A 23,778-nucleotide genomic window follows, 5' to 3' on the forward strand; every position below is an offset into this window, starting at 1 on the left:
TGAAACCCCGCACTGTGCGTTGGCCCCCCGTTTTTTTCACCCGAGGAACACCATGAAATTTTCCCTGTCGGCCCTGACCGCGGCCGTCCTTCTCGCTGCCGCCCCCTGGGCCGCTGCGCAAAACGTGGCCATCGTCAACGGCAAGGCCGTGCCGACCGCGCGGGTTGAGGTGCTGGCCAAGCAGCTCGCGGCATCGGGCCGCCCGGTGACCGACGAGGTGCGTGCCCAGCTGAAAGAAGAAGTCGTGCTGCGCGAAATCTTCATGCAGGAAGCGCAAAAACGCGGCGTGGCCGCGCTGCCCGAATACAAGGACCAGATGGAACTGGCCCGCCAGACCATCCTGATCCGCGCGCTGTTTGCGGACTATGAAAAGAAGAACCCGGTGACGGACGCTGAAATCCAGGCCGAGTACGACAAGTTCGCCGCCAGCAATGGTGGCAAGGAATACCGCGCCCGCCACATCCTGGTGGAGAAGGAAGACGAAGCCAAAGCGGTCATCGCGTCCATCAAAGGCGGTGCCAAATTCGAAGACATCGCCAAGAAACAGTCGAAAGACCCGGGCTCCGGCGCCAACGGCGGCGACCTCGACTGGGCCAATGCGTCCAGCTACGTGGCCGAGTTTTCCGAGGCCATGGTCAAGCTCGAAAAAGGGCAGATGACGCCGGCGCCGGTGAAGAGCCAGTTTGGCTGGCACATCATCCGCGTGGACGATGTGCGCCAGGCCCAGTTGCCCAAGTTCGAAGAGATCAAGGACCAGATCGCCCAGCAGATGAAGCAGCAGAAAGTGGCAGCGTTCCAGGCCAGCCTGCGGGAAAAGGCCAAGGTGGAGTAAGCAGCCGACGCTGGCTTACCCAGGCGCGACTTCCGGGTCGCGCTTTTTTTCGTCCCATCGCTTGATTTGATCAAATATTCTCAGTAACTCAAAAAAGTGACAGAATTGCTGCCACTTTTGATCAAATCAGGCTGCACATGAGCATCTCAACCGACAGCTTGCGCGAGTTTCTCGCCCAGCACCGCATCCACGAGGTGGAGTGCGTCATCCCCGACATGACAGGCATCGCGCGCGGCAAGATTTTGCCCAAGGACCTGTTCCTCAACTCCGGCCACATGCGCCTGCCCAAGAGCGTGCTGCTCAACACGGTCAACGGCCAGCAGCCCGACAACACCGCCTTCGTCGGCGACACCGACCCGGACATGGTCTGTGTGCCCGACCTCGCCACCGCGCGCATGGTGCCCTGGGCCGCCGAACAGGTGGCGGTGATCATCCACGACTGCGAAGAGTTCGACGGCACGCCGGTGGCACTCGCGCCGCGCTCCGTGTTGCGTCGCGTGCTGGCGCTCTACGAAGCGCAGGGCTGGCAACCGGTGGTGGCGCCCGAGATGGAGTTCTATCTGGTGGCGCGCCACCAGAACCCGCACGAACCACTGCAGCCGCCGCTGGGCCGCACCGGCAAACCCGAGGCCGGGCGCCAGTCGTATTCCATCGACGCGGTGAACGATTTCGACCCCTTCTTCCTGGAGCTTTCGCGCTTCTGCGAGGTGCACCGCCTGGGCGTGGAAACGCTGATCCACGAAGCCGGCGCTGGCCAGATGGAGATCAACTTCACCCACGGCGAGCCCATGGACCTGGCCGACCGCGTGTTCCTGTTCAAACGCACGGTGCGTGAAACCGCGTTGCGCCACGGCATCTTTGCCACCTTCATGGCCAAGCCCATGGAAGCCGAGCCCGGCAGCGCGATGCACATCCACCAGAGCATCCTGGACGCCGAGACGAAGCAGAACATCTTCAGCGACGCAGACGGCTCGCCCACGCCCGCCTTCCACCACTACATCGCTGGCCTGCAGCGCTACGTGCCGCAGATCATGCCGATGCTGGCGCCCTATGTGAACTCCTACCGCCGGCTCTCGCGCTTCATGTCGGCGCCGATCAACGTGCAGTGGGGCTACGACAACCGCACCTGCGGCATCCGCGTGCCCGAGTCCGACGCCGCCAACCGCCGGCTGGAAAACCGCGTACCCGGCGTGGACGTGAACCCCTACCTGGCCATGGCCGCCACGCTGGGCGCGGGCTACCTCGGCATGGTGGAAAAAAAGCTGCCCAGCGAGCCCATGACGACCAGCGCCTGGGACATGGACTTCGAGTTGCCCAGCCACATGGAGGACTCGATCCGCCGCATGCGCGAATGCGAGCCGGTGCGCGACGTGTTCGGTGGCGCCTTCATCGATGCCTTCCTGGCGGTGAAGGAGCTGGAATACGCCACCTACAACCGCGTGATCAGCTCCTGGGAACGCGAGCACCTCCTCCTGCTGGTCTGAGGTGGTGCCCATGAACGCTCACCCCCTTCAACGGGCCAGCCGCACCGGCCTCGACTGGACCCGCGCCCTCACCTTCCTCGCCCGCGAGCGCCGGTCCTTCGCCGAGCGCAATCCGGCCTCCGCCGCCCTGGCCGCCCAGGCCAGCGAACACCTGCTGTTCGGCGTGCCTCTGCACTGGATGAACGACTGGGGCACACCCTTCGCCCTGCACGTCTGCCAGGCCAGCGGTGCCCAGGTCACCGACGTGGACGGTCACACGCTGGTCGATTTCTGCCTGGGCGACACCGGCGCCATGTTCGGCCACGCGCCCGCGCCGGTCGCCGCCGCGCTGGCGAAGCAGGCCACGCGCGGTTACACCACCATGCTCGCCACGGCCGACGCCGCCGCCGTGGGCGGGTTGCTGGCCGACCGCTTCGGCCTCCCGTTCTGGCAGTTCGCCATGAGCGCGACCGACGCCAACCGCTACATCGTGCGCTGGATCCGCGCCGCCACCGGGCGCAAGAAGCTGCTGGTGTTCAACGGCTGTTACCACGGCACCATCGAAGACGTGTTCGTCGATCTGGTCAACGGCCAGCCCGTGCAACGCGACAGCCTGCTCGGCCAGGTGCACGACCTGACCGAACACACGATGGTGGTCGAGTTCAACGATCTGCCTGCACTCGAAGCTGCCCTCCAACAGGGTGATGTGGCCTGCGTGCTGGCCGAGCCGGTGATGACCAACATCGGCATGGTGCTGCCCGAGCCGGGGTTCTGGGGCGAGGCGCAAGTCCTCATCAAAAAGCACGGCGCCTTGCTGGTCATGGACGAGACCCACACCATCAGCACCGGCCCCGGCGGCTACGCCCGCGCCCACGGCATCGAGGCCGACGCGCTCGTGCTCGGCAAGCCGGTGGGCGGCGGCGTGCCCTGCGCGGTCTACGGCATGAGCGCCGATCTGGCCACCCGTGCCGTGCAAGCCAAGCAGGACGCACCGCCTGGCCACAGCGGCATCGGCACCACGCTCACCGGCAACATGCTGGCCATGGCCGCGATGCGCACCACGCTCGCCGAGGTGATGACGCCCGCGGCCTACGCGCACATGCTGTCGCTGGCCGAACGGCTGGCCAGTGGTCTGCGCGGTCTGATCGCCCGCCACGGCCTGCCCTGGTGCGTGACCCAGGTCGGCGCACGCACCGAATTCCAGTTCTGCACGGCACCGCCCCGGAACGGCAGCGAAGCCGAGGCCGTGCTGGACCCCGAGCTGGAGCACCTGATCCACCTGGGTCTGCTCAACCGCGGCGTGATGATCACGCCCTTCCACAACATGATGCTGGTCTGCCCGCAAACGACGGAGGAGGACGTGGTCCTGCTGCTGGGTGCGCTCGACGAGGTGCTTTCGCAGATCACCCTGACGGCATGAAGACACCCAACCCGACCCAGCAGGACAGCACCTACGCGCGCCTGCGCCAGTGGGTCACGGTGGGCCAGTTCCTGCCGGGCGAACGGCTGAAGATCCACGCCATCGCCGAGCAGTTGGGCGTCGGCGTCATGCCCGTGCGCGCAGCCCTGCAGCGGCTGGCCGCCGAAGGTGCACTGGTCAACGTGCCGCACAGCGGCATGATCGTGCCCAAGCTTACGCTGGCCGAGTTCGACGACGTGCTGCAGACACGGCTGCTGCTCGAAGGCGAGGCCGCCGAACGTGGCGCCCACCGGCTCGACGCCGCCGGCGTGGCCGAGCTGCTGGCACTGGAGCAGCAGATGCGCGACGCGCTCAAGGTCAACGACGCCAAGGGCTACCTGGACGCCAACGAGCTGTTCCACCTGCGCCTGTACCAGGCGGCGGCCTCGCCCACGCTGCTCTCGCTGATCGAGACCGTCTGGCTCAAGGTCGGGCCACTGTCCAACAAGTTGTTCGAGGTGCCGGCCTCGCTGCGCGTGATCAACGAGGCGCACGGCGACACGGTGATGGCGTTGCGCCTGAAGGACAGCGCGGGTGTGCGCCGTGCCATCGAGAAAGACCTGTTTGTGGCCGGGCAGTTTCTGCGGCCTTTCTGCGCCGGCTGATCAGCCCCGCAACCAGACCACCGCCGCCACCAGGCCCATCAGCACCGGCTGGTGCAGCAGGTAGTAACTGAGGCTCCAGCGCCCCAGCGTCACCAGGCCACGTTTGAGACCGGTGGCTGGCCCATCCGCTGCGCCCAGCCAATGCGGCCGGTGCCGCAGCGCCCATTGGCCCGCGGCCACGCCCCACCACATCACCCCCAGCCAGGGCAGCAGCGGCACATAGTCCTCGGTCACGGGCAGGCGGCTGATGAAACCCAGAGCGTTCCAGCCCGGGGCGTTGAGAAATTCCAGCCCCGGCATCGCCGCGATCACCGTCGGCGCGACAAACTTGGCCGCAATCGCCAGCGCGCCAGCCGGCCAGAGCCAGCCGCCCCACCCCGCCGTGAGCCGCACCACGATCAGCATCACCGCGATGCCGTGCAACACACCGAAATAGATGAAGCTCCGGGGGAACATCAGCGCCGAGCCGGCGGTGACCAGCAGCGCTGCGACAGCCACCTGCGACCAGCGCTTCCAGAAGCGTGGCCAATCCAGGCCCCGCGACAGCGCCACCGCCTGAGACAGTCCGGCGGTGAACAGGAAGCCGCTCACGATGGCGCTGCGCTGCCAGGTCCAGAAAGGGTCGCGCGCAAAGTTCTCGTGGATCAGCCCGAAGTGATCGAGGTCGAACCAGAAGTGGTAGACCGTCATCCACAGCATGGCTGCCGCGCGCAGCAGGTCGATGCGGTCCAGCCGCTGCGTGGAAGGGGGGGCCACCGGCGCCATCAGCCTCGGCTCGCCCGATGGTGGATCGCCAGCAGCAACTGCGCCAGTTCGCGCGGCGCGCTCACCATCGGGTCGTGCCCAGTGGCCAGCTCGTGCACGGTCCAGCCCGGTTCGCTGCGCACGCGCTTTCTGGCGGCATCAATTGTCGGCAGCGGCGGATTCGTGCAGTCGATGAAGCTGTGCGGAATGGCCCAGACCAGCGCCGGGTCGAAGCTCAGCGGCTCCTGGTAGAGGCGGAAGGGCTGCGGCGTCTGGCGGCGATTGACCCAGTCGCGGTCGGCGCCGGTCAGGCCGAACACGCTGGCATCCGGCGGCGGAAAGCTCAGGCCACCGCTGGCCTGGCCCTCGGCCACGCGCTTGGCCACGGTTTCGGGGGAGTGGGGTGTGCTCCAGCTGCTGCCCGGCGCCGGGATACCCGCGTCCAGGTAGACCAGGTGGCGCAGCAGGCCCGGGTGCGAGCGCTGCAGCCGGTCGGCCACGCAGGTGATCAGGTTGCCTGCGTAGCTGTGGCCCACCAGCACCACGCGCTGCAGTTCCTCGGCCTCGATCAGGCCGATCACGTCCTGGGTGTGGGTGTCAATGCCCACCGACGGGCTCAGCAGGTGCGCCCGCTCGCCCACGCCGGTGAGCGTGACGGCGTGGGTTTCAACGCCCGTGCCGCGCAGCAGCGGCAGGACGCGCTTCCAGCACCAGGCGCCGTGCCATGAGCCGTGCACCAGCACGATGGCCGTGCTGGAAAGATCAAGTGATGCAGACATGCGGGTTCTCCGGGACAATATCGCGCTGTTTTCAACAGGTGTTTTCCGCCCGATTCTGCACTGCCCCTTTGTCGATTCACCATGCTGTCCCACCAACTCGAACTTCTCTCCCCCGCCCGCGACGCCGACATCGGCATCGAGGCGGTGAACCACGGGGCCGACGCGGTCTACATCGGCGGGCCGTCGTTTGGCGCGCGCACCAGCGCCGACAACCCGGTGAAAGAGATCGCCCGGCTGGCGAAACACGCGCACCGCTTCGGCAGCCGCATCTTCACGACGATGAACACCATCCTGCGCGACGACGAACTGGAGCCGGCGCGCAAGCTGGCCTGGCAGTTGTACGACGCGGGTGTGGACGCGCTGATCATCCAGGACATGGGCCTGCTGGAAATCGACCTGCCACCGATCCAGCTGCACGCGAGCACGCAGACCGACATCCGCACACCCGAGAAAGCGCGTTTTCTGCAGGACGTGGGCCTCTCCCAGATCGTGCTGGCGCGCGAACTCACGCTGCAGCAGATCGCCGACATCCGCGCCGCCACCGACCCGGAGCGCTGCACGCTGGAGTTTTTCATCCACGGCGCCCTCTGCGTGGCCTACAGCGGCCAGTGCTTCATCAGCCACGCCCACACCGGGCGCAGCGCCAACCGCGGCGACTGCTCGCAGGCCTGCCGCTTGCCATATGAAGTGAAGGACAGCCAGGGCCGCATCGTTGCGCACGACAAACACGTGCTCTCGATGAAAGACAACAACCAGAGCAACAACCTGCGCGCCCTGATCGACGCCGGCGCGCGCAGTTTCAAGATCGAAGGCCGCTACAAGGACATGGCCTATGTGAAGAACATCACCGCGCACTACCGCGTGCTGTTCGACGAGATCCTGGAAGAACGCCCCGAGCTGGCGCGTGCGTCCAGCGGCGAATGCACCTTCAGCTTCCAGCCCGACCCGGACCAGAATTTCAACCGCGAGTTCACCGACTACTTCGTGCACGGCCGGCAGGAAGACATCGGCGCCTTCGACACGCCCAAGAACCCGGGCCGCCCGATCGGCTACGTGACGAAGGTTGGCCCCAACTTCGTGGAACTCGAAACCGACGACCCGGCCACGGTGATCCACAACGGCGACGGCCTGTGTTACCTCGACTTGCAGAAGGAACTGACCGGCCTGCAGATCAACCGGGCGGAGTCGGCAGGCAAACCGGGCCTCTGGCGCGTGTACCCCAAAGACGCCATGGACAGCTTCAAGGACCTGCGCAAGGGTGTGCAGGTCAACCGCAACCGCGACATGGACTGGGTGCGCGGGCTGGAGAAGAAGTCGGCCGAGCGGCGCATTGGCGCGTGGCTGAAGCTGGACGAAACACCCGAAGGCCTCAGCCTCACCGCCACGGACGAAGACGGCCACAGCGCCACCACCACCCTGCCCTGCAGGCTGGAAGCCGCCAATGACCCGGCCCAGGCCGGCGCCAAGCTGCGCGAAGCGCTCGCCCGGCTCGGTGAAACCATCTTCCAGCCGATCGACGTGACGCTGAATCTGTCAGGCCCGCGCTTCGTGCCCGCTTCACTGCTCAACCCGCTGCGCCGCGAAGCCATCGAAGCCCTGGAAGCCGCGCGCGCCGCCGCATGGACCCGCCTGCCCCGCGCGAAGCCGGTGGAGCCGCCCGTGACCTACCCGGAAGACACGCTCACCTACCTCGCCAACGTGTTCAACCACAAGGCGCGCGACTTCTATGCGAAACACGGTGTGAAGGTGATCGCCGCGGCCTACGAGAGCCACGAAGAAGAAGGCGAAGTGAGCCTGATGATCACCAAGCACTGTGTGCGCTTCTCGCTCAGCCTCTGCCCCAAGCAGGCGAAGGGTGTGACCGGTGTGCAGGGCACGGTGAAGGCCGAGCCCATGCAGCTCATCAACGGCCATGAAAAGCTCACGCTGCGCTTCGACTGCAAACCCTGCGAGATGCACGTGGTGGGCAAGGTGCGGCCCTCGGTGCTGAAGGCCGGGCAGAGCAGCCCGCTGAAGTTCTACCGGACGCGACCGGGCTCGGCCATCCCGCTTTGAGCGCTTCCCTTGGCTGGCTGCGCCCAGCGCGAGCGTGCCTTGGTATCCGCTCGTTCGCGGCTAAACCAAGGGTTTCTGCTAGCTGCTGGATGGGTGATATGCAGTATATTGCCTGTCAGCGCGCAGCAATCGGGGGCGGTTTTCCGGCACTTTAATTCCTGTTTTTTGTCGTGCTTTCCTTCCAGTCGGGGGTTTCAACCCAGCTGCAACCGTTGGAATTCAGCCGCCCCAGGCTTCAGGGCTAAATAGTTTAGACATCAAGTACGGGTAATTCACTATCCACACGACCGCACCACCCGCATACATTGAGCCGGTCCATACATACCACCAACAGGAGACAGACCATGACCACCCGCCGAGAAATCCTTACCCGCAGCGCCGCCGTGATCGGTGCTGCGTCCAGTGGCTTGCTGCTGCCGCAGATCGTGCATGCCCAGTCCGACAAGGTGCGTGTCGGCTTCATGCTGCCCTACACCGGCACGTTTGCCCAGCTCGGCGTGGCCATCGAGAACGGCTTTCGCATGGCGCTGAACGAACAAGGCGGCAAGCTCGGTGGCCGCGAGGTGGAGTTCTTCAAGGTGGACGATGAGTCCAACCCGGCCAAGGGCATCGAAAACGCCAACCGCCTGGTGCAGCGCGACAAGGTCGACGTGCTGGTGGGCACGGTGCACTCGGGCGTTCAGATGGGCATCCACAAGGTGGCGCGCGACAGTGGCGTGCTCAGCCTGATCCCCAACGCCGGTGTGCACGTGGCTACACGCGCCCAGTGCTCACCCAATGTGTTCCGCACCTCGTTCACCAACTCGCAACCCACGCTGGCGTTGGGCAAGGCCATGGTGGACCGCGGCCACAAGAAGGCCGTCTGGATCACCTGGAACTACGCCGCTGGCGAAGAAGCCTTCGAAGGCTTCGAACAGAGCTACACCGCCGCGGGCGGCACCATCGTCAAGAAACTTGGCCTGCCCTTCCCGAACGTGGAGTTCCAGGCCCTGCTGACCGAGATCGCCTCGCTCAAGCCCGACGCCGTGGCCTGCTTCTTCGCCGGTGGCGGCGCCGCCAAGTTCCTGCGCGACTTCCATGCGGCCGGCCTCTCCAAGAACATCCAGCTCTATGGCTCGGGCTTCCTGACCGAGGGTGTGCTCGAAGCCGCCGGCCCGGCCGCCGACGGGGTGTTGACCACCATGCACTACAGCGATGCGCTGGACACACCGCGCAACAAAAAATTCCGCCTCGACTATGCCAAGACCTTCAAGGCCCAGCCCGACGTGTACGCCGTGCAGGGTTACGACACCGGCCTGCTGCTGATCAAGGGCGCCAACGCGGTCAAGGGCGACCTGTCGAACAAGAAGGCGCTGTACGCCGCCATGGAGGGCGCGACCATCGACAGCCCGCGTGGCCAGTGGACCATGAGCAAGGCCCACAACCCGATCCAGGACATGTACCTGCGCAAGGTGGAAAACAAGGAAAACAAGGTCATCGGCATCGCGCAGAAGGCCGTGGCCGACCCGGCCACCGGCTGCCGCATGGGCTGAGCCCGGTTCTGAAACCTTGCCCGTGGCCTGCGCCTTTCGAGGTGCAGGCCCTGTCTGCGCCCAAACACCGACCCGATGGACTTCGCCAACTTCCTGATCCAGTTGCTCAACAGCCTGCAATACGGCCTGTTGCTGTTCATGCTGGCCGCCGGTCTGACACTGATCTTCGGCATCATGGGCGTGGTCAACCTCGCGCACGGCAGCTTCTACATGCTGGGCGCCTACCTGGCCTGGTTCCTGGCTTCACAGTTTCACAGCCTGGTGCTGGCCATCGTGGTCGGCACGCTGATCGCCGTGGCGCTGGGCTGGGCGCTGGAGTGGCTGCTGTTCCGCCACTTCTACCACCGCGACCACCTCGACCAGGTGCTGCTCACCTTCGGGCTGATCTACATCTTTGAAGAGGTGCGCTCCATCCTCTGGGGCGACGACGTGCACTCGGTGCCCGTGCCCGAACTCGTGAACTGGTCCATTCCGCTGACCGAGAACCTGTCTTACCCGGTCTACCGGCTGGTGATCTCGGTGGTGTGCGTGGCGCTGGCGCTGGGCCTGTATTTCCTGATCTCGAAAACCCGCCTCGGCATGAAGATCCGCGCCGGCGCCTTCAACCGCGAAATGACCGAATCGCTGGGCATCAACATCCGCCTGATCCATGGCGTGGTGTTCGCGCTCGGCGTGGCCCTGGCGGCCATCGCCGGCATGATCGCCTCGCCGATCTCCAGCGTCTACCCCGGCATGGGCAGCTCGGTGCTGATCATGTGTTTCGTGGTGGTCGTCATCGGCGGCATCGGCTCGGTGCGCGGCGCGCTGGTGTCGGCTTTGCTGGTGGGCCTGGTGGACACTTTCGGCAAGGTGCTCGTGCCGCAGATCGCCGGCATGGCGGTCTACATGCTGATGGCCGGCGTGCTGCTCTACAAGCCGGAAGGCTTGTTCAAACAATGAACACAGTCACCTTCGCATGAGTTCCCCCAAAGCCACTCTGGAAACCTTGCCCAAGGGCGTGCAGGCGCTGCTGGCGCTGGGCGCGATCGCCCTGGCCGCGTTCCCGCTGATCCCGTCCGACAGCTCGGACTTCTACCTGCAGATGCTCTCGCAGATGATGATCCTGGCCATCTTCGCCATGAGCCTGGACCTGCTGCAGGGCGTGACCGGTCTGGTCTCGCTCGGCCACGCGGCCTACTTCGGGCTGGCCGGCTATGCCCTTGCCTTCCTGACGCCGGCCGACGTGCCCGTGAGCCTGTGGTGGTCGCTGCCCGTGGCGGCGCTGGGGGCCGGACTGGCCGCCCTGGTGATCGGCTTCTTCGTGGTGCGCACACACGGCATCTACTTCATCATGGTCACCATGGCGTTCGCGCAGATGGTGTTCTTCCTGTTCTTTGACAACAAGGAACTGGGTGGCTCGGACGGCCTGTACGTGAACTTCCGGCCCGACGCCAGCGTCTTCGGCTGGACCGGCATCGACCTGGAAAACAAGACCACGTTTTTCTACTTCACCCTGGCCATGCTGGTGCTCATCTACGCCTTCCTGCGCCGCCTGCTGTTTTCGCCCTTTGGCCGCGTGCTGGCGGGCATCCGCGTCAACGAGCACCGCATGCGCGCCGTGGGCTACGGCACCTTCGGCTACAAGCTCGCGGCCTTCGGCCTGGCTGGCACGCTGGCTGGCGTGGCGGGCTACCTGTGGGCCGCCCAGACCGGTTTCGTGAACCCCGAACTGATGGGTTTTCACATGAGCGCGCACGCCATCATGATGGTCATCCTCGGCGGCATGGGCAACTTCGCCGGTGCCATCGTCGGTGCCTTCGCCTTCGAATATGTGATGCACTTCTTCAAGGATCTGACCAAACACTGGCAGCTGCTCATGGGCAGCTTCATCGTGCTGGTCGTGGTGTTCGCCCCGCGCGGCTTGCTGGGCCTGGGTGAGCGCTTCATGAAAAAGAAGGACGCGGCATGAGCGAACTTCTGCTGTCAGCCCAGAAGCTCGTCAAGCGGTTCGGCGGTCTTGCCGCGGTGAACGAGGTTTCCGTGGACCTGTTCCGCGACCGCATCCATGCCGTGATCGGCCCCAACGGCGCGGGCAAGTCCACCCTGACCAACCTGCTCTCGGGCGACCTGCCACCGACCTCGGGCCGCATCACGCTCAACGGCGCGGAAACCGCCGGCCACAGCCCGGAGAGCATCTCCCGCCTGGGACTGGGCCGCAGCTACCAGAAGACCAACATCTTCCTGCCCTTCACCGTTTGGGACAACGTGCGCCTGGCCGCCCAGTCGCGCGAACGCCATGCGCCCTGGAACCCGCTGCGCTGGCTCAGCGCCGCCGCCGGCATGACCCAGGTGAACCAGCGCTGCGAGCGCGCCATCGAACTCGCGGGTCTGACGCAGCGCAGCCAGACCGTGGCCGCCACCATCAGCCACGGTGAACAGCGCCAGCTCGAAATCGCCATGACGCTGGCGACCGAACCCACCGTGCTGCTGCTCGACGAGCCGCTCGCCGGCATGGGCCAGGCCGAGGCCGAAAGCATGATCGCCCTGCTGCAGAAGCTGAAGAAAGACCACGCCATGATGCTGGTCGAGCACGACATGGACGCCGTGTTTTCGCTGGCCGACCAGCTCACCGTGATGGTCAACGGCCAGGTGATCGCCAGCGGCACGCCGGCCGAGGTGCGCGGCGATCCGCTGGTGCAAGCCGCCTACCTGGGCGAGGAACACTGAACATGAGCAATGCGCTGATTCAAGCCACCGGCCTGCACACCCATTACGGCGCCAGCCACATCCTGCGCGGGGTGGACTTCACGGTCGGCCAGGGCCAGACCATCGGCCTCATGGGCCGCAACGGCATGGGCAAGACGACACTGCTCAAGTCGCTCATGGGCATCGTCAAACCCAGCGGCGGCGGCGTGCTGATCAAGGGCCGGCCCATGACGGGTGCCTCGACGTTCGAGATCGCGCGCTTGGGGCTGGCCTACGTGCCCGAAGGCCGCGGCATCTTCGGCAACCTGAGCGTGAAGGAAAACCTGGTCATGTCGGCCCGCGCCGGCACGAAGGGCCAGCGCGACTGGACCTACGACCGCGTGCTGGAGACCTTCCCCCGCCTCGCCGAGCGCCTGAACCACGGCGGCCAGCAGCTCAGCGGCGGTGAACAGCAGATGCTCACCATCGGCCGCGCGCTCATGACCAACCCGGACGTGCTCATCCTCGACGAAGCCACCGAAGGCCTGGCGCCGCTGATCGCGCGCGAGATCTGGCGCATCTGCGGCCTGATCCGCGAAAGCGGCATCAGCAGCGTGATCGTGGACAAGAACTGGAAACACGTGACCCAGATCACCGACCGCAACGTCATTCTGATCAAGGGCGAGGTGGTGTTCGAGGGAAGCTCGGACGAACTGCTGTCGAAGCCCGAGTTGCTGGAGCAATATCTGGGCGTCTGACCGGGCTCACCCCCGCGCCGCCTGCGGTGTCACCCCCTCAAAAAGGGGCAACGCGGTGCGGCCCGGCAAAGCCGGAGCCAGCGCGAGCGCTGCTTTTACAGCAGCGGTCTGAGTTCCCGCGCCGCGTCCAGCAGCAGCGGCAGCAGGTCCTGGCGCATCGCATCGGGCGCCAGCCGCTCGGGTGACGCCACCACGTTGAGCGCGGCCACCGTTTTCCCTTTCATGTTGCGCAACGGCACGGCCAGCGCATGCACGCCCAGCTCGTGTTCCTCGCTGGCCACGGCGTAGTCGTCAGCCCGCACCCGGGCCACGATGGATCGAAAGGCCTTGTGGTCGATGGTTGTTTTGGGCGTCAGCCGCGCCAGCTCCCGGCCCTTGAGCCAGGCGCTGAATTCGGCACGCGGCAGCGCGGCCAGCAGCACCCGGCCAGTGGACGTGGCGTGCACCGGCAGGCGTGCACCCAGGTGCAGGCCGTAGGCCATCAACCGCTGTCCGCCCACCGAGGCGCTGCGCGCCACGATCACCACCTCGTCCACATCGAGCACCACGGCCGAGAACGACTCGCGTGTCTGCGCCGCCAGCCGGTTCAGCGTCGGCTGCAGCAAGCGCGGCAGGCGCGCCGATGACAGGTAGCTGCCCGAGAAGCGCAACACCTTGGCCGAGAGCCAGTAGTGGCTGCCATCGGTGTCGAGATAGCCCAGATAGGCCAGTGTCAGCAGGTGGCGCCGCGCCGCGGCCCGGGTCAGGCCCGCGCGCTCGGCGGCCTGGGTGGCGTTGAGGCGCTGGCGTTCGGTGTCGAAACTCTCCAGCACGGCCATGCCCTTGGCCATGCCCTCGATGAAGTCGGCTTTGGCGATGTGTCGGGAGTCGCTGGTCATGCCGGGATTATCGGATTTTTCAGGTGTATTGCGCGGTGATCGCACAACCGATCTGATGATCGCTCATTGCTGGCGCCCTGCCCTTGCCACCGCAAGCCGCAAAAATTACGCTGACTGCTGATCCCAATTTTCAGGAGACAACACCATGCGAACCCAAGTCGCCATCATCGGCGCAGGCCCCTCCGGCCTGCTGCTCGGCCAATTGCTGCACAAGGCCGGCATCGACGCCATCATCGTGGAACGCCAGACGCCCGAGTACGTGCTCGGGCGCATCCGTGCCGGTGTCCTTGAACAAGTGGCGACCGATTTGCTGGACGAAGCGGGCGTGGGCCAGCGCATGCATGCCGAAGGCCTGGTGCACACCGGCTTCGACATGCTGTTCAACGGAACGCGCCACCGCATCGACCTGGAGAAGCTCACCGGCGGCAAGAAGGTCATGGTCTATGGCCAGACCGAAGTCACCCACGATCTGATGGATGCGCGCAAGGCCGCGGGTCTGCCCACGGTCTACGAGGCCGCCAACGTGCAGGTGCACGATTTCGACACCACCCAGCCGCGTGTGACTTACGAGAAAGACGGCCAGACGCACACCATCGATTGCGATTTCATCGCCGGTTGCGATGGCTTTCATGGTGTGTGCCGCGCCAGTGCGCCGCGCTCGGCCATCAAGGAATTCGAAAAGGTGTACCCGTTCGGCTGGCTCGGCCTGCTGTCGGACACCCCCCCGGTGCACCACGAACTGATCTACGTGAACCACCCGCGCGGTTTTGCCCTGTGTTCGCAGCGCAGCGCCACGCGCAGCCGCTACTACCTGCAGGTGCCGCTGACCGACAAGATCGAACAGTGGAGCGACGACGCTTTCTGGAACGAGCTGAAACTGCGCCTGGACCCGGAAGCGGCTGAAAAGCTGGTCACCGGCCCCAGCCTGGAAAAGAGCATTGCGCCGCTGCGCAGCTTCGTCACCGAGCCACTGCGCTTTGGCCGCATGTTCCTGGCCGGTGACGCGGGCCACATCGTGCCGCCCACCGGCGCCAAGGGCCTGAACCTGGCCGCGACCGACGTGAAATACCTGTCCAACGCCTTCGTCGAGTTCTACCAGGACAAGACCGAGGCCGGCATCGACAGCTATTCCGAGCGCTGCCTCAAGCGCATCTGGCGCGCCGAACGCTTCAGCTGGTGGTTCACGTCCATCATGCACAACTTCCCCGACGACGGTGCCATCACGGGCAAGCTGCAGCAGGCCGAGCTGGACTACCTGATGCACTCCGAGTCGGGCCTGAAAACCATTGCTGAAAACTACGTCGGTCTGCCGCTGAACTTCGGGGAGTAGACGACCCACCCCCGCACCGCCTGCGGCGTCACCCCCTCAAAGGGGCGATGCGAGTGGCCCGGCAGAGCCGGTTCCACCGCATCCTGGGTGAAGTCACGTCGCGCCGGGGTGGCGTTTGCGTTGACACCGGGATTTCGTCGCAGCGTTGTCGCGCTCGCGCTTCGAAGCAACCTGACCAGGCGGTACATTGACGTGAACGTCAACCGGTAACGCCATGTCCAAACTCGCCACCACCTCGATCAAGCCCCTCAAGCCGCTGCGCGGTGTCCGTATCCTCAGCCTGGCGCTCAACCTGCCTGGGCCGGCCGCGCTCATGCGCCTCAAGGCCATGGGCGCGACCTGCCTCAAGGTCGAGCCACCCGGGCCCAAAGGTGCGCCCGCCGGCACCAGCGGCGACCCGATGGGTCAGTACAACCCGACCACTTACACCACACTGCACGACGGCATCAAGGTGCTGGGCATCGACCTGAAATCGGACCAGGGTCAGGCCCGCCTGCACCGGGAACTGGCGCGCAGCGACGTGCTGCTCACCTCGTTCCGCCCTTCGGCGCTGGCCAAGCTCGGCCTGGGCTGGAAGGCGCTGCACAAGTCGTATCCGCAGCTCTCGATGGTGGCCATCGTGGGTGCGCCGGGCGCGCGCGCCGAGGAGCCGGGCCACGATCTCACCTACCTGGCCGACGCGGGGCTGATCACGGGGCTGGACCTGCCCGCCACGCTGTTCGCGGACATGGGCGGCGCCCTGATGGCCAGCGAGGCGGTGCTCCAGGCGGTGCTGGCGCAGAAAACCAGCGGCAAGGGATCGTTTCAGGCCGTTGCGTTGTCGGATGCCGCCTCCTGGCTCGCCCTGCCCCGCAACTGGGGTCTGACACAAGCGCAGGGGGCGGTGGGCGGCGCGCACGCCGGCTACCGTGTCTATCCCTGCAAGAACGGCCGCGTGGCCGTGGCCGCGCTGGAGCCGCACTTTGCGGCCACGCTCTGCGCTGCCGCTGACGTGGCCTTCAACGGCATGGGCACGATGTTCAAGCCGGACACCCACGCTGCCATGACCCGCTTCCTCGCGGGCAAGACCCGCCAGCAGCTCGACAAGCTGGCCGTCGCGAAAGACATCCCGCTGCACACCCTGGCAGCCTGAAACTGTCGTTGAACAGTCAGGGCTGCGGCGCCGGCTGCTGCGCCAGGTAGCGCGCCACACCCTGCCCCGCCAGCCGTCCGCTGGACAGGCAGGCCGTGAGCAGGTAGCCCCCGGTGGGCGCTTCCCAGTCGATCATTTCGCCGGCACAGAACACCCCGGGCTTCTCACGCAGCATGAGGGCCGCATCCATCGCCTCGAAGCGCACGCCGCCCGCCGTGCTGATGGCTTCGTCCAGCGGACGTGCGGTCACGACCGTGACCGGCAAAGCCTGGATCGCTGCGGCCAGCAGCGCAGGCTGGTTGAGCGTGTCCCGGGGCAGCAGCTCGTTGAGCAGGGCGAGCTTGATGCCGTCCAGGCCCAGCCGGCTTTTCAGGTGGCTGGAGAGGCTGCGCGAACCGCGCGGGTGGCTCACGTGGGCCAGCACCTGCGCCGCGCTGTGGTCGGGCAGCAGGTTCAGCGTGAAGGTGGCCGATCCCTGGGCAGCGATCTGATCGCGCAACAGGCTGGACACGGCGTAGACCAGGCTGCCCTCGACGCCGGTGGCGGTGGCCACGAATTCGCCCCGACGGTCGAAGCGGTGGCCCTGGCTGTCGGTGAAGTGCAGCGACACGGACTTGAAGGGCTGCCCGGCAAAGCGTTCGCTGAAGAAGCGGCTCCAGCCAGCGCTCACGCCGTGCACCGCCGAGCCTGCCACGTCAAAGCCGCAGTTGCTGGGCTGCAAGGCGGCCAGGTCCACGCCGCTGGCCCGGAGCAGCGGCCACCAGGCACCGTCAGAGCCCAGCCGCGCCCAGCTGGCGCCACCGAGCGCGAGCACCGTGGCCCGGGCTTGCACGGATTGCCCGCCCTCCGGCGTCTGAAACAGCAGCGCATCGCCGTCGTCGGCCCAACCGGTCCAGCGGTGGCGCATGTGGAAACGCACGGGTGTGCCACCCACAGCGGGATGCCGCAAGCGCTGCAGCCAGGCGCGCAGCAGCGGCGCGGCCTTCATGTCGTCCGGGAAGACCCGGCTGGAACTGCCGACGAAGGTGTGTATGCCCAGGCCAGCCGCCCATTCGCGCACCTCGTTCGGCCCGAAGGCTTCGAGCAGCGGGCGCAGCGCGTCCGCACGCTCCGCGTAGCGGCCGATGAAAGCGGCCAGCGGCTCGGCGTGGGTCAGGTTCATGCCGCCCTTGCCGGCCAGCAAGAATTTGCGGCCCACCGAGGGCATGGCGTCGAACAGGTGCACCGCCACACCGGCGCTTGACAGCACCTCGGCGGCCATCAGGCCGGCCGGGCCGCCGCCGATGACGGCAACGTCCACCTTCAGCGCAGATTCGGGAGTGTTCAAGGGTTCGGAATCGGTCATGAAGCCAGTTGTTCGGGTGAAAGCGGGATGAGCTGGCCCAGGGGATTGATGAAGGCCAGCCGCACCGGCTCGCCGGGCCGCGCCAGCGCCATGGCCTGGCGGTAGCGCTGCATCTGCGCCAGGTATTCGGGCTGGCGCTCGGGGTGTTCGTGGCTCTTGAAGTCGAGCACCCACCAGGTGCCGGCCACACCGCCTTCGCCTCGCCGGCGCACCAGTCGGTCCAGCCGCAGCAGGTCGCCCTGGTGGAACAGCTCGACCTCGTTGCCCCAGTGGTCGAGCTGCGTGGCGTCCCAGGCCCAGGCGGCAACGCCTGCCACGATGCGGCGCGCCATGGCCAGCGCCTCGGCCGCCTGGGCCGGGCTCAGGCCGAACTCGCGCGCGGCGGCCTGCGTGTGGGTCGCGGTCCAGTCGAAGCCGTCGGCCGGCGTGGGGAACCACTGCAGCAGGCGGTGCAGTGCGAGGCCGATGCGGGTGTGTTCGTCGTCCGCGGGGACCTCATCGTCCACCGCCGCCGCGATCACCTCTGCACGACCTGGGATGGATGTGCAGACGGGCAGTTGGGCCAGCGAGAAGTCGGCCACAGCGGCCGGCGCGGCCACGGCGCTGGCCGGTTCGGGGGCGTCGATGGGTGTGGACAGGGGCTGCAGGCGCTGGTACCAGCTGGCGCCGCTGCCGCGCGCGTGCGGCTCGAAGCTGGACAACACGAGACGCTCCTCGGCGCGCGTCAGCGCCACGTAGAGCGCATTGAGCTCTTCGAGCGCGCGCGCCTGCTGCTCCACCTGCAGCACTTCCACCGCGCAGGCGGGCGGCGATTTTTCGCTGGCCAGGAACACGAAGCGGCGCGGCGCGGCGTCTTCACCGGGCCAGTCGACCAGCACGCCCATGCTCTCGGGGCGGCTGGGCGGTGCGTCGGTGTCGAGCATGAGCACGGTGTGGGCCTCCAGCCCCTTGGCGCCGTGGATGGTGAGCAGGCGCACGGCGCCCGGCGTCTGGACCGGCGTGGCCTTGATGCCACCGGCCTTGAGCGCGCGCACCAGGCGGTAAGGCGTGAGGAAGCGCCCGCCGTCCTGCGCCAGCGATTGCGCGAGCAGATCGCGCAGCTGCGCCAGCACGCCGCTGCGCTGGCTGGCGGGCGCGGCCTGCGCGAACCGCGCCAGCACGTCACCGTGGTCGTACAAGGCCGAGAGCGCGTCGTGCGGCGGCAGGCTTCGCACCCAGTCCTGGTACAGCGCCAGTCGCGCGGCGGTGTCGCGCAGCAGGCCCGCCTGTTCCGGCGCCGGCGCCTGCCCCGGCAACCGCAGCAGGTCACCCTGTTCGGCCGACGGCAGGCCGGCGAAGCGCTGCAGAACGTCCCACCACGAGGGGCGCACCGGCGGGGTCGCGGCGCCGGCTTCGGTGGAAGCGTCGGCCCGCTGCGTCCAGCGCTGGCGCAGGCGCGCCAGCTGGGCCAGCGCGTCGTCGCTCCAGCCGAACAGCGGCGACTTGAGGGCGCGCGCCAGGCTCAGGTCGTGGCGCGGTGAGACCAGCGCATCCAGCAGCGCCACCACATCCTGCACCGCGGGCGCCTCGCACAGGTCAAGCTTCTCGGGCTGCTCGCTGGCGATGCCGCGCTCGCGCAGCGCCTCGAACATCCAGGCCAGGCGCTCGCGCCGGCGCGAGAGCACCATGACCTGCTCGGGTTTCAGATGCCCTGAGGCGATTTGTGCCGCCACCCAGTCGGCCGCCTGCCGCGCTTCCAGCGCGGACATGGTGTCTTCGGGCAAGACACGCGGCGTGGTGAGGCTGTCGCGCCAGACCGGCTCGTCGCCTCCCGCGGCGTCGCGCTCGCGCAGGCTGCGTGGCAGCTGGGGCAGCGCCAGCACGGCGCCCGCCTCGTGGCTTTCGGTGGTGTGGGCTCGGTAGTCGCTGCCGTATTCACCGGCTTCCACGGCCGTCAGCATCACGCTGTTGAGCGCCTGCACCACGCCCTGCGCACAGCGGCGCGTGTGGTCGCAGCTGAGCAGCGCGCCCGCAAGGCCCTGCACCACGAAAGCCTGCGCCGCCTTGAACACCTGGGGTTCGGCGCGGCGGAAGCGGTAGATCGACTGCTTGGGGTCGCCGACCAGGAACACGCAAGGCGCCTCGCCCGACCCGGCGCCCGCATAGGCCGAGAGCCAGCCGTAGAGCGCCTGCCATTGCAGCGGGTTGGTGTCCTGGAACTCGTCGATCAGCACGTGGCGCACGCGGGCGTCGAGCCGTTGCTGCAGCCAGCCCGAGAGCTCGGCGTCGCCCAGCAGGCGCTGCGCCGCGCCCTCGACGTCGTTCATGTCGACCCAGCCGCGCTCGCGCTTGAGATCGGCGTACGCGGCCAGCAGCACACGGGTCAGGCGCGCCAGGCGCTGGTGGTGCAACCACGCGGCGTGCTGGCGGCGGGCACTGCACAGGTCCTGCAGCTCGGGCTCGGCTTCCTGGGCGGCGGCGAACTTGGTGAGGTTGGTGTTGAGCCGGTCTTCGCTGGCGACGAAGAAACCCTTGCGCAGCAGCGCCAGGCGGCGCGGCATCAGCGCCGGTTCATCGGCCAGTTCAAACGCATCCACCACCGCGGCGGCGGCCGTCCTGGGCGTCTTGTTGGCCTCGCCACCCAGCAGCTTCGCCCGATCCAGCCAGCGCTCGCGGGCGCCGGGCTGCAGCAGGGCCAGCTCGGGCATGGCCAGGCCGGCCCAGCGCGGGTAGAGCGCCGCAAACGGCTGCACCGAAGCCTCGACCACACCGGCGACGTCCGCCAGCGCAAATTCCACGCGTTTCTGCAGCGCCTTTTCCAGGGCCTTGAGGGTCTGGTGGCGACCGTGTTCAGCCACCGCGTCGAGGAAGTCCTGCTTGTCGCCATCGCTGGCCGCCAGCGCGGCGTAGAAGCGAGGCCAGACCAGCGCGACCGCGGGCGCATCGTCTTCCAGCAATTCGTACTGGGCCGGCAGCTGCAGTTCCTGCAGGACCGCCAGCGGCGCCCCGCGCAGCAACGCAGCGAACCAGCTGTGAAAGGTACGCACCTGCACCGGACGGCCCAGCGCCGTCACGCGCGTGTGCAGGCCTCGGGCCTCGGGCAGGCGGCGCAACGCTTCGGCGTCCGACAGCCCGCGCGCGCGAAGTTCGGCCGCCAGATCCTCGTCGGACAGGCGGCTCCAGCGGCGCAGTTCGGCATTGAGCCGGTCGCGCATTTCACCGGCGGCCTTCTTGGTGAAGGTGATGGCGAGGATGTCCTGCGGCGCACAGCCGTCGAGCAGCGCACGCAGGATGCGCGAGACCAGCATCCAGGTCTTGCCGGCGCCGGCGCAGGCCTCCACCGCGATGCTGCGCGCGGGGTCGCAGGCCAGCGTGTAGAAGGTCTCGCGCGCCACCTGGCTGCCGTTGATGCGGTAGGCTGCCCCGGTCATGCGGCGCTCCAGAAGTCCTTGCGGCACAGGCCGCGCGCGGCGCAAAAATCGCACACCCGGCCCTCGCCCAGCGCGGGCATGGGTTGGCCGGCGGCCACGCGCGCCATGTCGCGCGCCAGGCCCTCACGCAACTGTTCGCGCGCCATCAGCACCTCGGGTTGCTCGACCAGCAGGGTGGGCGCATCCCGGACCGTGTCACCGCGCTTGTCGGTGATGCTGAGGTAGGCGGCGCGCAGGTTTTCGTCGGGCAGCAGCGCGGCATAAAAAGCGAGCTGGGTGTCTTCCAGTGGCTCCTTCACGCGCTCCAGCGTGCCCGGGCGGCCCTCGGTCTTGTAGTCGATCACGAAGGGAATCGCCCCCTCGGGGCTGTCCTGCACATCGACGCGGTCCAGCTTGCCGTAGAGCTTCCAGGGCCCGGCCTGGGCGGTCAGTGCGGCCTCGGCTTTCAGAAAGCGGGGACCGGTGCGGTCGGGTGTCGCCTCAAAGCCGGCCAGCCAGTCCAGGTAACCCTCTCGCAGCGCCGGCCAGACCGCCTGGTAGGGCAGAAACCCGGCGCCGCCCTCGCCTGCGTTCAGGCCCATGCTCTCGGCCGTGGCGTCGGCCAGGCGGTTCAGCTCGGCGCGGTCGGCCTCGCGGCCGGGCCGACGGTCACCACGCTGCTCGTGGAAGGTCCGCAACACGGCGTGCAGCCAATTGCCCATGTCGCGCTGGTCGGGTTCGGCTTCGAGCTCGGGCGCGTCCACCAGCCGCAACTGGCGCAATGCAAAGAAACGGTAGGGGCAGTCGCGCAGGTCCTGGTAGGCGCTGGCCGAGAGCGACTCGGGCAGCACGTCGGCCGCGGCCGGCTGGGGCCGTGGTTGCGCCACCGGCTGGAGCGTGCGCTGGGGGCGCGGATCTGCACCGGCTGCCGCCTCGTAGCCGGACAGCGCCTGCACCCAGGGGCTGGCCTGCAGGGTTTCGCCGCGCTCCTGCGTGCGCCACAGCAGGTCAAGTTGCGGCAGCGCCAGCGTAGCCCGCCAGGCTTGTGCGGCGGCCAAGGCCAGGACTTCGCGGGTGGGCAACCCCAGGGCTTCGCGCTGAGCGGCCGTCCATTGGCCGGGCGGCTCCGGACTGGGGTTGAGATGCACCTCGTCGCAACCGGGCACGACGGTGGCGGCGAAAGCGCGGCCCAGCAGCTGCGCCATGGGCAGGATGACCACATCCGGCTCGCCCTCGCCTCGCGCCATGAAGCTCGCGCCCTCGAGCACATCGCGCACCCAGGCGGTGAATCCCGACAACGACAGCTTGCTGCCGGAACGTGTGGCGGTCCGGGCCGGGGTGCCGTCTGCCGCGGTGGCGGCCAGCGCATCGGTCACCCGCACCAGTTCCTGCGCGGCGCCTTCGCCCAGCCGCAAGGCCTGGATCATCTGCTGCCCCGCCGGGTCGCTGGCGAGGCTGTCCCACAAACCACATTGCGCCAGCGCCAACGCCAGACTCTCCAGCCAGACCACCAGCGGGCGCGCCGGCTGGAGCCCTTCGAGCAAGGCCGACAGGCCTTCGGGCAGCGCGGGCAACAGGCGCGGCGACTGCAGCGCCGAGCGCCAGAGCGACACGCCGGCTTCGCGCGCCAACTGTTCCAGCGCCTGCACCTGGGTTTCGGGCCAGGCCGGACATTGTTTGAGCAGGTCGAGCACGTCGTCCATGCGGGCCCGGCCATCGGCCGCGCGCAGCAGACTCATGAGCCGGGCAGCGGCGTGCGTGGTGGAGAGCTTCCAGCCGGTTTCGTCGCGCACGCCCAGGCCGGCGTGGTGGAGCATGGCGCTCACGCGGCGGGTGAGCAGGCGGTCGTTCGCCACCAGGGCCACCGGCCGCAGCTCGGCGTTGACGCGCGCGATCACGCAGGCGGCCGCGCGCTGGGCTTCGTCCTCGGCATCGCCGCAGGCGTGCAGGACCGCGGACGGCATGGCCGGGTCGGTTTCGCCCTGGGCCAATGGCAGTTCGGCACCCTGCGCACCCCAGTGCCGCGCCAGCGCCGAAGCCAGCGGGTCCTGCTGGAACCCCTGCAGCACGATCAGTGTCTGCACGCCCGACACCGAGCGGGCCAGCGGGCTCCACAGCACATCGGTGGCGTAAGCGGAGGTGCTGGCCCACACGAGCGCCAGCGAACCCAGCATCGACTCCCAGTGCAGCGTCTGCAGGCCGTTTGCCAGCGTTTCGCGCAGGGGCTCGGCCCAGGCCGCGCGCAGGTCCGGCGGCACCGCCGCGGCGATCGGCGCGAGCTGGCGAGCCGCCTCGACCAGCCGCGCCACCATCACGGCGCGCATGGAGGCATCGGGCCGTCCCTGCGCCACCCGATCGATGAACGCAGCCGCCACCAGGCTGTCGCGGGCCATGTCCATGCTCAGATCGGTGGGGCCGGGCGCAAAAGGCTGCAAGGACGCGGCCCAGTTCCGGGTGGATTCGAAGCGCGGCGAAAAGCCGCTCGGGCTGGCCTCGGCCCAGGCGCGCCGCCCTGCGTCCATGAGCTGCGCATAGGGCACCAGGACGAGTGCCCGTGACGGGTCGATACCCGTCTGGCGGATCAGGTCATCGATGCCATCGATCCAGACCCGCCATTGGTGGCGGGTCGGGTGTTCGCCCGCGCGTGTGGGCACCTGTGGACCCGGCCCCGGCTGCGCCCCTTGCGCCAGTCGGGCCGGCGCTGGTGGTGGTGTTCGGTTCAAAGGCATCGGGTCGGGAGCGTTTCTGTCACAATCAAAAGCTTGCAGCTGACGGCCAGTGCGCCAGCGCTTTGACTTTAACTCCCCCGTTCA

Annotated in this window: 18 protein-coding genes; 12 read left to right on the top strand and 6 right to left on the bottom strand. The window is 67.7% G+C overall.

The features are described from left to right. Positions 1–52 precede the first annotated feature (52 nt). The 4 genes from ACN5W5_RS17540 (at position 53) to ACN5W5_RS17555 (ending at position 4,359) form a co-directional block, all read left to right on the top strand. Positions 53–832: a peptidylprolyl isomerase gene (locus ACN5W5_RS17540; protein ID WP_420049770.1), complete on the top strand. Its 780-nt coding sequence runs from the start codon at positions 53–55 to the stop codon at positions 830–832. A 137-nt stretch (positions 833–969) separates the two neighbouring features. After that, positions 970–2,316, top strand: a complete 1,347-nt coding sequence (locus tag ACN5W5_RS17545; RefSeq protein ID WP_420049771.1) for a glutamine synthetase family protein — start codon at positions 970–972, stop codon at positions 2,314–2,316. A 10-nt stretch (positions 2,317–2,326) separates the two neighbouring features. Next, positions 2,327–3,715 carry an aspartate aminotransferase family protein gene (locus tag ACN5W5_RS17550; protein WP_420049772.1) on the top strand — a complete coding sequence of 463 codons (1,389 nt, stop codon included), beginning with the start codon at positions 2,327–2,329 and terminating at the stop codon, positions 3,713–3,715. After that, positions 3,712–4,359, top strand: a complete 648-nt coding sequence (locus tag ACN5W5_RS17555) for a GntR family transcriptional regulator (protein WP_420049773.1) — start codon at positions 3,712–3,714, stop codon at positions 4,357–4,359. Before ACN5W5_RS17550 ends, ACN5W5_RS17555 begins: the two co-directional genes overlap by 4 nt. Here the strand turns inward: ACN5W5_RS17555 and ACN5W5_RS17560 are convergent, their stop codons facing one another. Continuing rightward, a complete protein-coding gene (locus tag ACN5W5_RS17560; RefSeq protein WP_420049774.1) occupies positions 4,360–5,124 on the bottom strand; it encodes a heparan-alpha-glucosaminide N-acetyltransferase in 765 nt (254 codons plus the stop codon). It abuts the gene before it with no gap. After that, positions 5,124–5,882 carry an alpha/beta fold hydrolase gene (locus tag ACN5W5_RS17565; protein WP_420049775.1) on the bottom strand — a complete coding sequence of 253 codons (759 nt, stop codon included), beginning with the start codon at positions 5,880–5,882 and terminating at the stop codon, positions 5,124–5,126. The genes ACN5W5_RS17560 and ACN5W5_RS17565 overlap by 1 nt, the downstream gene beginning before the upstream one ends. A gap of 81 nt (positions 5,883–5,963) precedes the next feature. Here ACN5W5_RS17565 and ACN5W5_RS17570 point away from each other — a divergent pair, with 81 nt between their 5' ends. The 6 genes from ACN5W5_RS17570 (at position 5,964) to ACN5W5_RS17595 (ending at position 12,891) form a co-directional block, all read left to right on the top strand. Continuing rightward, positions 5,964–7,937: a peptidase U32 family protein gene (locus ACN5W5_RS17570; RefSeq protein WP_420049776.1), complete on the top strand. Its 1,974-nt coding sequence runs from the start codon at positions 5,964–5,966 to the stop codon at positions 7,935–7,937. 344 nt (positions 7,938–8,281) lie between these two features. Continuing rightward, a complete protein-coding gene (locus ACN5W5_RS17575; RefSeq protein ID WP_177134041.1) occupies positions 8,282–9,469 on the top strand; it encodes an ABC transporter substrate-binding protein in 1,188 nt (395 codons plus the stop codon). A 75-nt stretch (positions 9,470–9,544) separates the two neighbouring features. Beyond that, on the top strand, positions 9,545–10,408 hold the full coding sequence (locus ACN5W5_RS17580; RefSeq protein ID WP_420049777.1) for a branched-chain amino acid ABC transporter permease: 864 nt from the start codon (positions 9,545–9,547) through the stop codon (positions 10,406–10,408). Positions 10,409–10,424: 16 nt separating this feature from the next. Next, positions 10,425–11,417: a branched-chain amino acid ABC transporter permease gene (locus ACN5W5_RS17585; RefSeq protein WP_420049778.1), complete on the top strand. Its 993-nt coding sequence runs from the start codon at positions 10,425–10,427 to the stop codon at positions 11,415–11,417. Beyond that, positions 11,414–12,175, top strand: a complete 762-nt coding sequence (locus ACN5W5_RS17590; RefSeq protein WP_420049779.1) for an ABC transporter ATP-binding protein — start codon at positions 11,414–11,416, stop codon at positions 12,173–12,175. Before ACN5W5_RS17585 ends, ACN5W5_RS17590 begins: the two co-directional genes overlap by 4 nt. Positions 12,176–12,177: 2 nt before the next feature. Continuing rightward, complete coding sequence (locus ACN5W5_RS17595) at positions 12,178–12,891, top strand: ABC transporter ATP-binding protein (protein ID WP_420049780.1); 714 nt, start codon at positions 12,178–12,180, stop codon at positions 12,889–12,891. Positions 12,892–12,986: 95 nt separating this feature from the next. On the opposite strand, the gene ACN5W5_RS17600 is transcribed toward ACN5W5_RS17595, so the two are convergent. Further along, complete coding sequence (locus tag ACN5W5_RS17600; RefSeq protein WP_420049781.1) at positions 12,987–13,769, bottom strand: IclR family transcriptional regulator domain-containing protein; 783 nt, start codon at positions 13,767–13,769, stop codon at positions 12,987–12,989. Positions 13,770–13,914: 145 nt separating this feature from the next. Here ACN5W5_RS17600 and pobA point away from each other — a divergent pair, with 145 nt between their 5' ends. Then, entirely contained in the window at positions 13,915–15,099 is a 1,185-nt protein-coding gene (gene pobA / locus ACN5W5_RS17605; protein ID WP_304920545.1) for a 4-hydroxybenzoate 3-monooxygenase, read from the top strand. 214 nt (positions 15,100–15,313) lie between these two features. Then, on the top strand, positions 15,314–16,231 hold the full coding sequence (locus tag ACN5W5_RS17610) for a CoA transferase (protein WP_420049782.1): 918 nt from the start codon (positions 15,314–15,316) through the stop codon (positions 16,229–16,231). Between the two features lie 16 nt (positions 16,232–16,247). On the opposite strand, the gene ACN5W5_RS17615 is transcribed toward ACN5W5_RS17610, so the two are convergent. The 3 genes from ACN5W5_RS17615 to ACN5W5_RS17625 are packed head-to-tail and all read right to left on the bottom strand — an operon-like array spanning position 16,248 to position 23,694. Continuing rightward, on the bottom strand, positions 16,248–17,576 hold the full coding sequence (locus ACN5W5_RS17615; protein WP_420049783.1) for a TIGR03862 family flavoprotein: 1,329 nt from the start codon (positions 17,574–17,576) through the stop codon (positions 16,248–16,250). Next, positions 17,573–20,986: a UvrD-helicase domain-containing protein gene (locus tag ACN5W5_RS17620; RefSeq protein ID WP_420049784.1), complete on the bottom strand. Its 3,414-nt coding sequence runs from the start codon at positions 20,984–20,986 to the stop codon at positions 17,573–17,575. Before ACN5W5_RS17620 ends, ACN5W5_RS17615 begins: the two co-directional genes overlap by 4 nt. Beyond that, positions 20,983–23,694, bottom strand: coding sequence for a PD-(D/E)XK nuclease family protein (locus ACN5W5_RS17625; protein ID WP_420049785.1), 2,712 nt, complete (start codon positions 23,692–23,694; stop codon positions 20,983–20,985). Before ACN5W5_RS17625 ends, ACN5W5_RS17620 begins: the two co-directional genes overlap by 4 nt. Positions 23,695–23,778 lie beyond the last annotated feature (84 nt).

The organism is Hydrogenophaga sp. ZJX-1 (genome assembly GCF_048590325.1).
Classification (GTDB): domain Bacteria; phylum Pseudomonadota; class Gammaproteobacteria; order Burkholderiales; family Burkholderiaceae_C; genus Hydrogenophaga.

Bases quoted from the DNA above. Each gene is read 5' to 3' on its own strand.
- ACN5W5_RS17540 (WP_420049770.1), top strand. From the start codon at position 53: ATGAAATTTTCCCTGTCGGCCCTGACCGCGGCCGTCCTTCTCGCTGCC.
- ACN5W5_RS17545 (WP_420049771.1), top strand. From the start codon at position 970: ATGAGCATCTCAACCGACAGCTTGCGCGAGTTTCTCGCCCAGCACCGC.
- ACN5W5_RS17550 (WP_420049772.1), top strand. From the start codon at position 2,327: ATGAACGCTCACCCCCTTCAACGGGCCAGCCGCACCGGCCTCGACTGG.
- ACN5W5_RS17555 (WP_420049773.1), top strand. From the start codon at position 3,712: ATGAAGACACCCAACCCGACCCAGCAGGACAGCACCTACGCGCGCCTG.
- ACN5W5_RS17560 (WP_420049774.1), bottom strand. From the start codon at position 5,124: ATGGCGCCGGTGGCCCCCCCTTCCACGCAGCGGCTGGACCGCATCGAC.
- ACN5W5_RS17565 (WP_420049775.1), bottom strand. From the start codon at position 5,882: ATGTCTGCATCACTTGATCTTTCCAGCACGGCCATCGTGCTGGTGCAC.
- ACN5W5_RS17570 (WP_420049776.1), top strand. From the start codon at position 5,964: ATGCTGTCCCACCAACTCGAACTTCTCTCCCCCGCCCGCGACGCCGAC.
- ACN5W5_RS17575 (WP_177134041.1), top strand. From the start codon at position 8,282: ATGACCACCCGCCGAGAAATCCTTACCCGCAGCGCCGCCGTGATCGGT.
- ACN5W5_RS17580 (WP_420049777.1), top strand. From the start codon at position 9,545: ATGGACTTCGCCAACTTCCTGATCCAGTTGCTCAACAGCCTGCAATAC.
- ACN5W5_RS17585 (WP_420049778.1), top strand. From the start codon at position 10,425: ATGAGTTCCCCCAAAGCCACTCTGGAAACCTTGCCCAAGGGCGTGCAG.
- ACN5W5_RS17590 (WP_420049779.1), top strand. From the start codon at position 11,414: ATGAGCGAACTTCTGCTGTCAGCCCAGAAGCTCGTCAAGCGGTTCGGC.
- ACN5W5_RS17595 (WP_420049780.1), top strand. From the start codon at position 12,178: ATGAGCAATGCGCTGATTCAAGCCACCGGCCTGCACACCCATTACGGC.
- ACN5W5_RS17600 (WP_420049781.1), bottom strand. From the start codon at position 13,769: ATGACCAGCGACTCCCGACACATCGCCAAAGCCGACTTCATCGAGGGC.
- pobA (WP_304920545.1), top strand. From the start codon at position 13,915: ATGCGAACCCAAGTCGCCATCATCGGCGCAGGCCCCTCCGGCCTGCTG.
- ACN5W5_RS17610 (WP_420049782.1), top strand. From the start codon at position 15,314: ATGTCCAAACTCGCCACCACCTCGATCAAGCCCCTCAAGCCGCTGCGC.
- ACN5W5_RS17615 (WP_420049783.1), bottom strand. From the start codon at position 17,576: ATGACCGATTCCGAACCCTTGAACACTCCCGAATCTGCGCTGAAGGTG.
- ACN5W5_RS17620 (WP_420049784.1), bottom strand. From the start codon at position 20,986: ATGACCGGGGCAGCCTACCGCATCAACGGCAGCCAGGTGGCGCGCGAG.
- ACN5W5_RS17625 (WP_420049785.1), bottom strand. From the start codon at position 23,694: ATGCCTTTGAACCGAACACCACCACCAGCGCCGGCCCGACTGGCGCAA.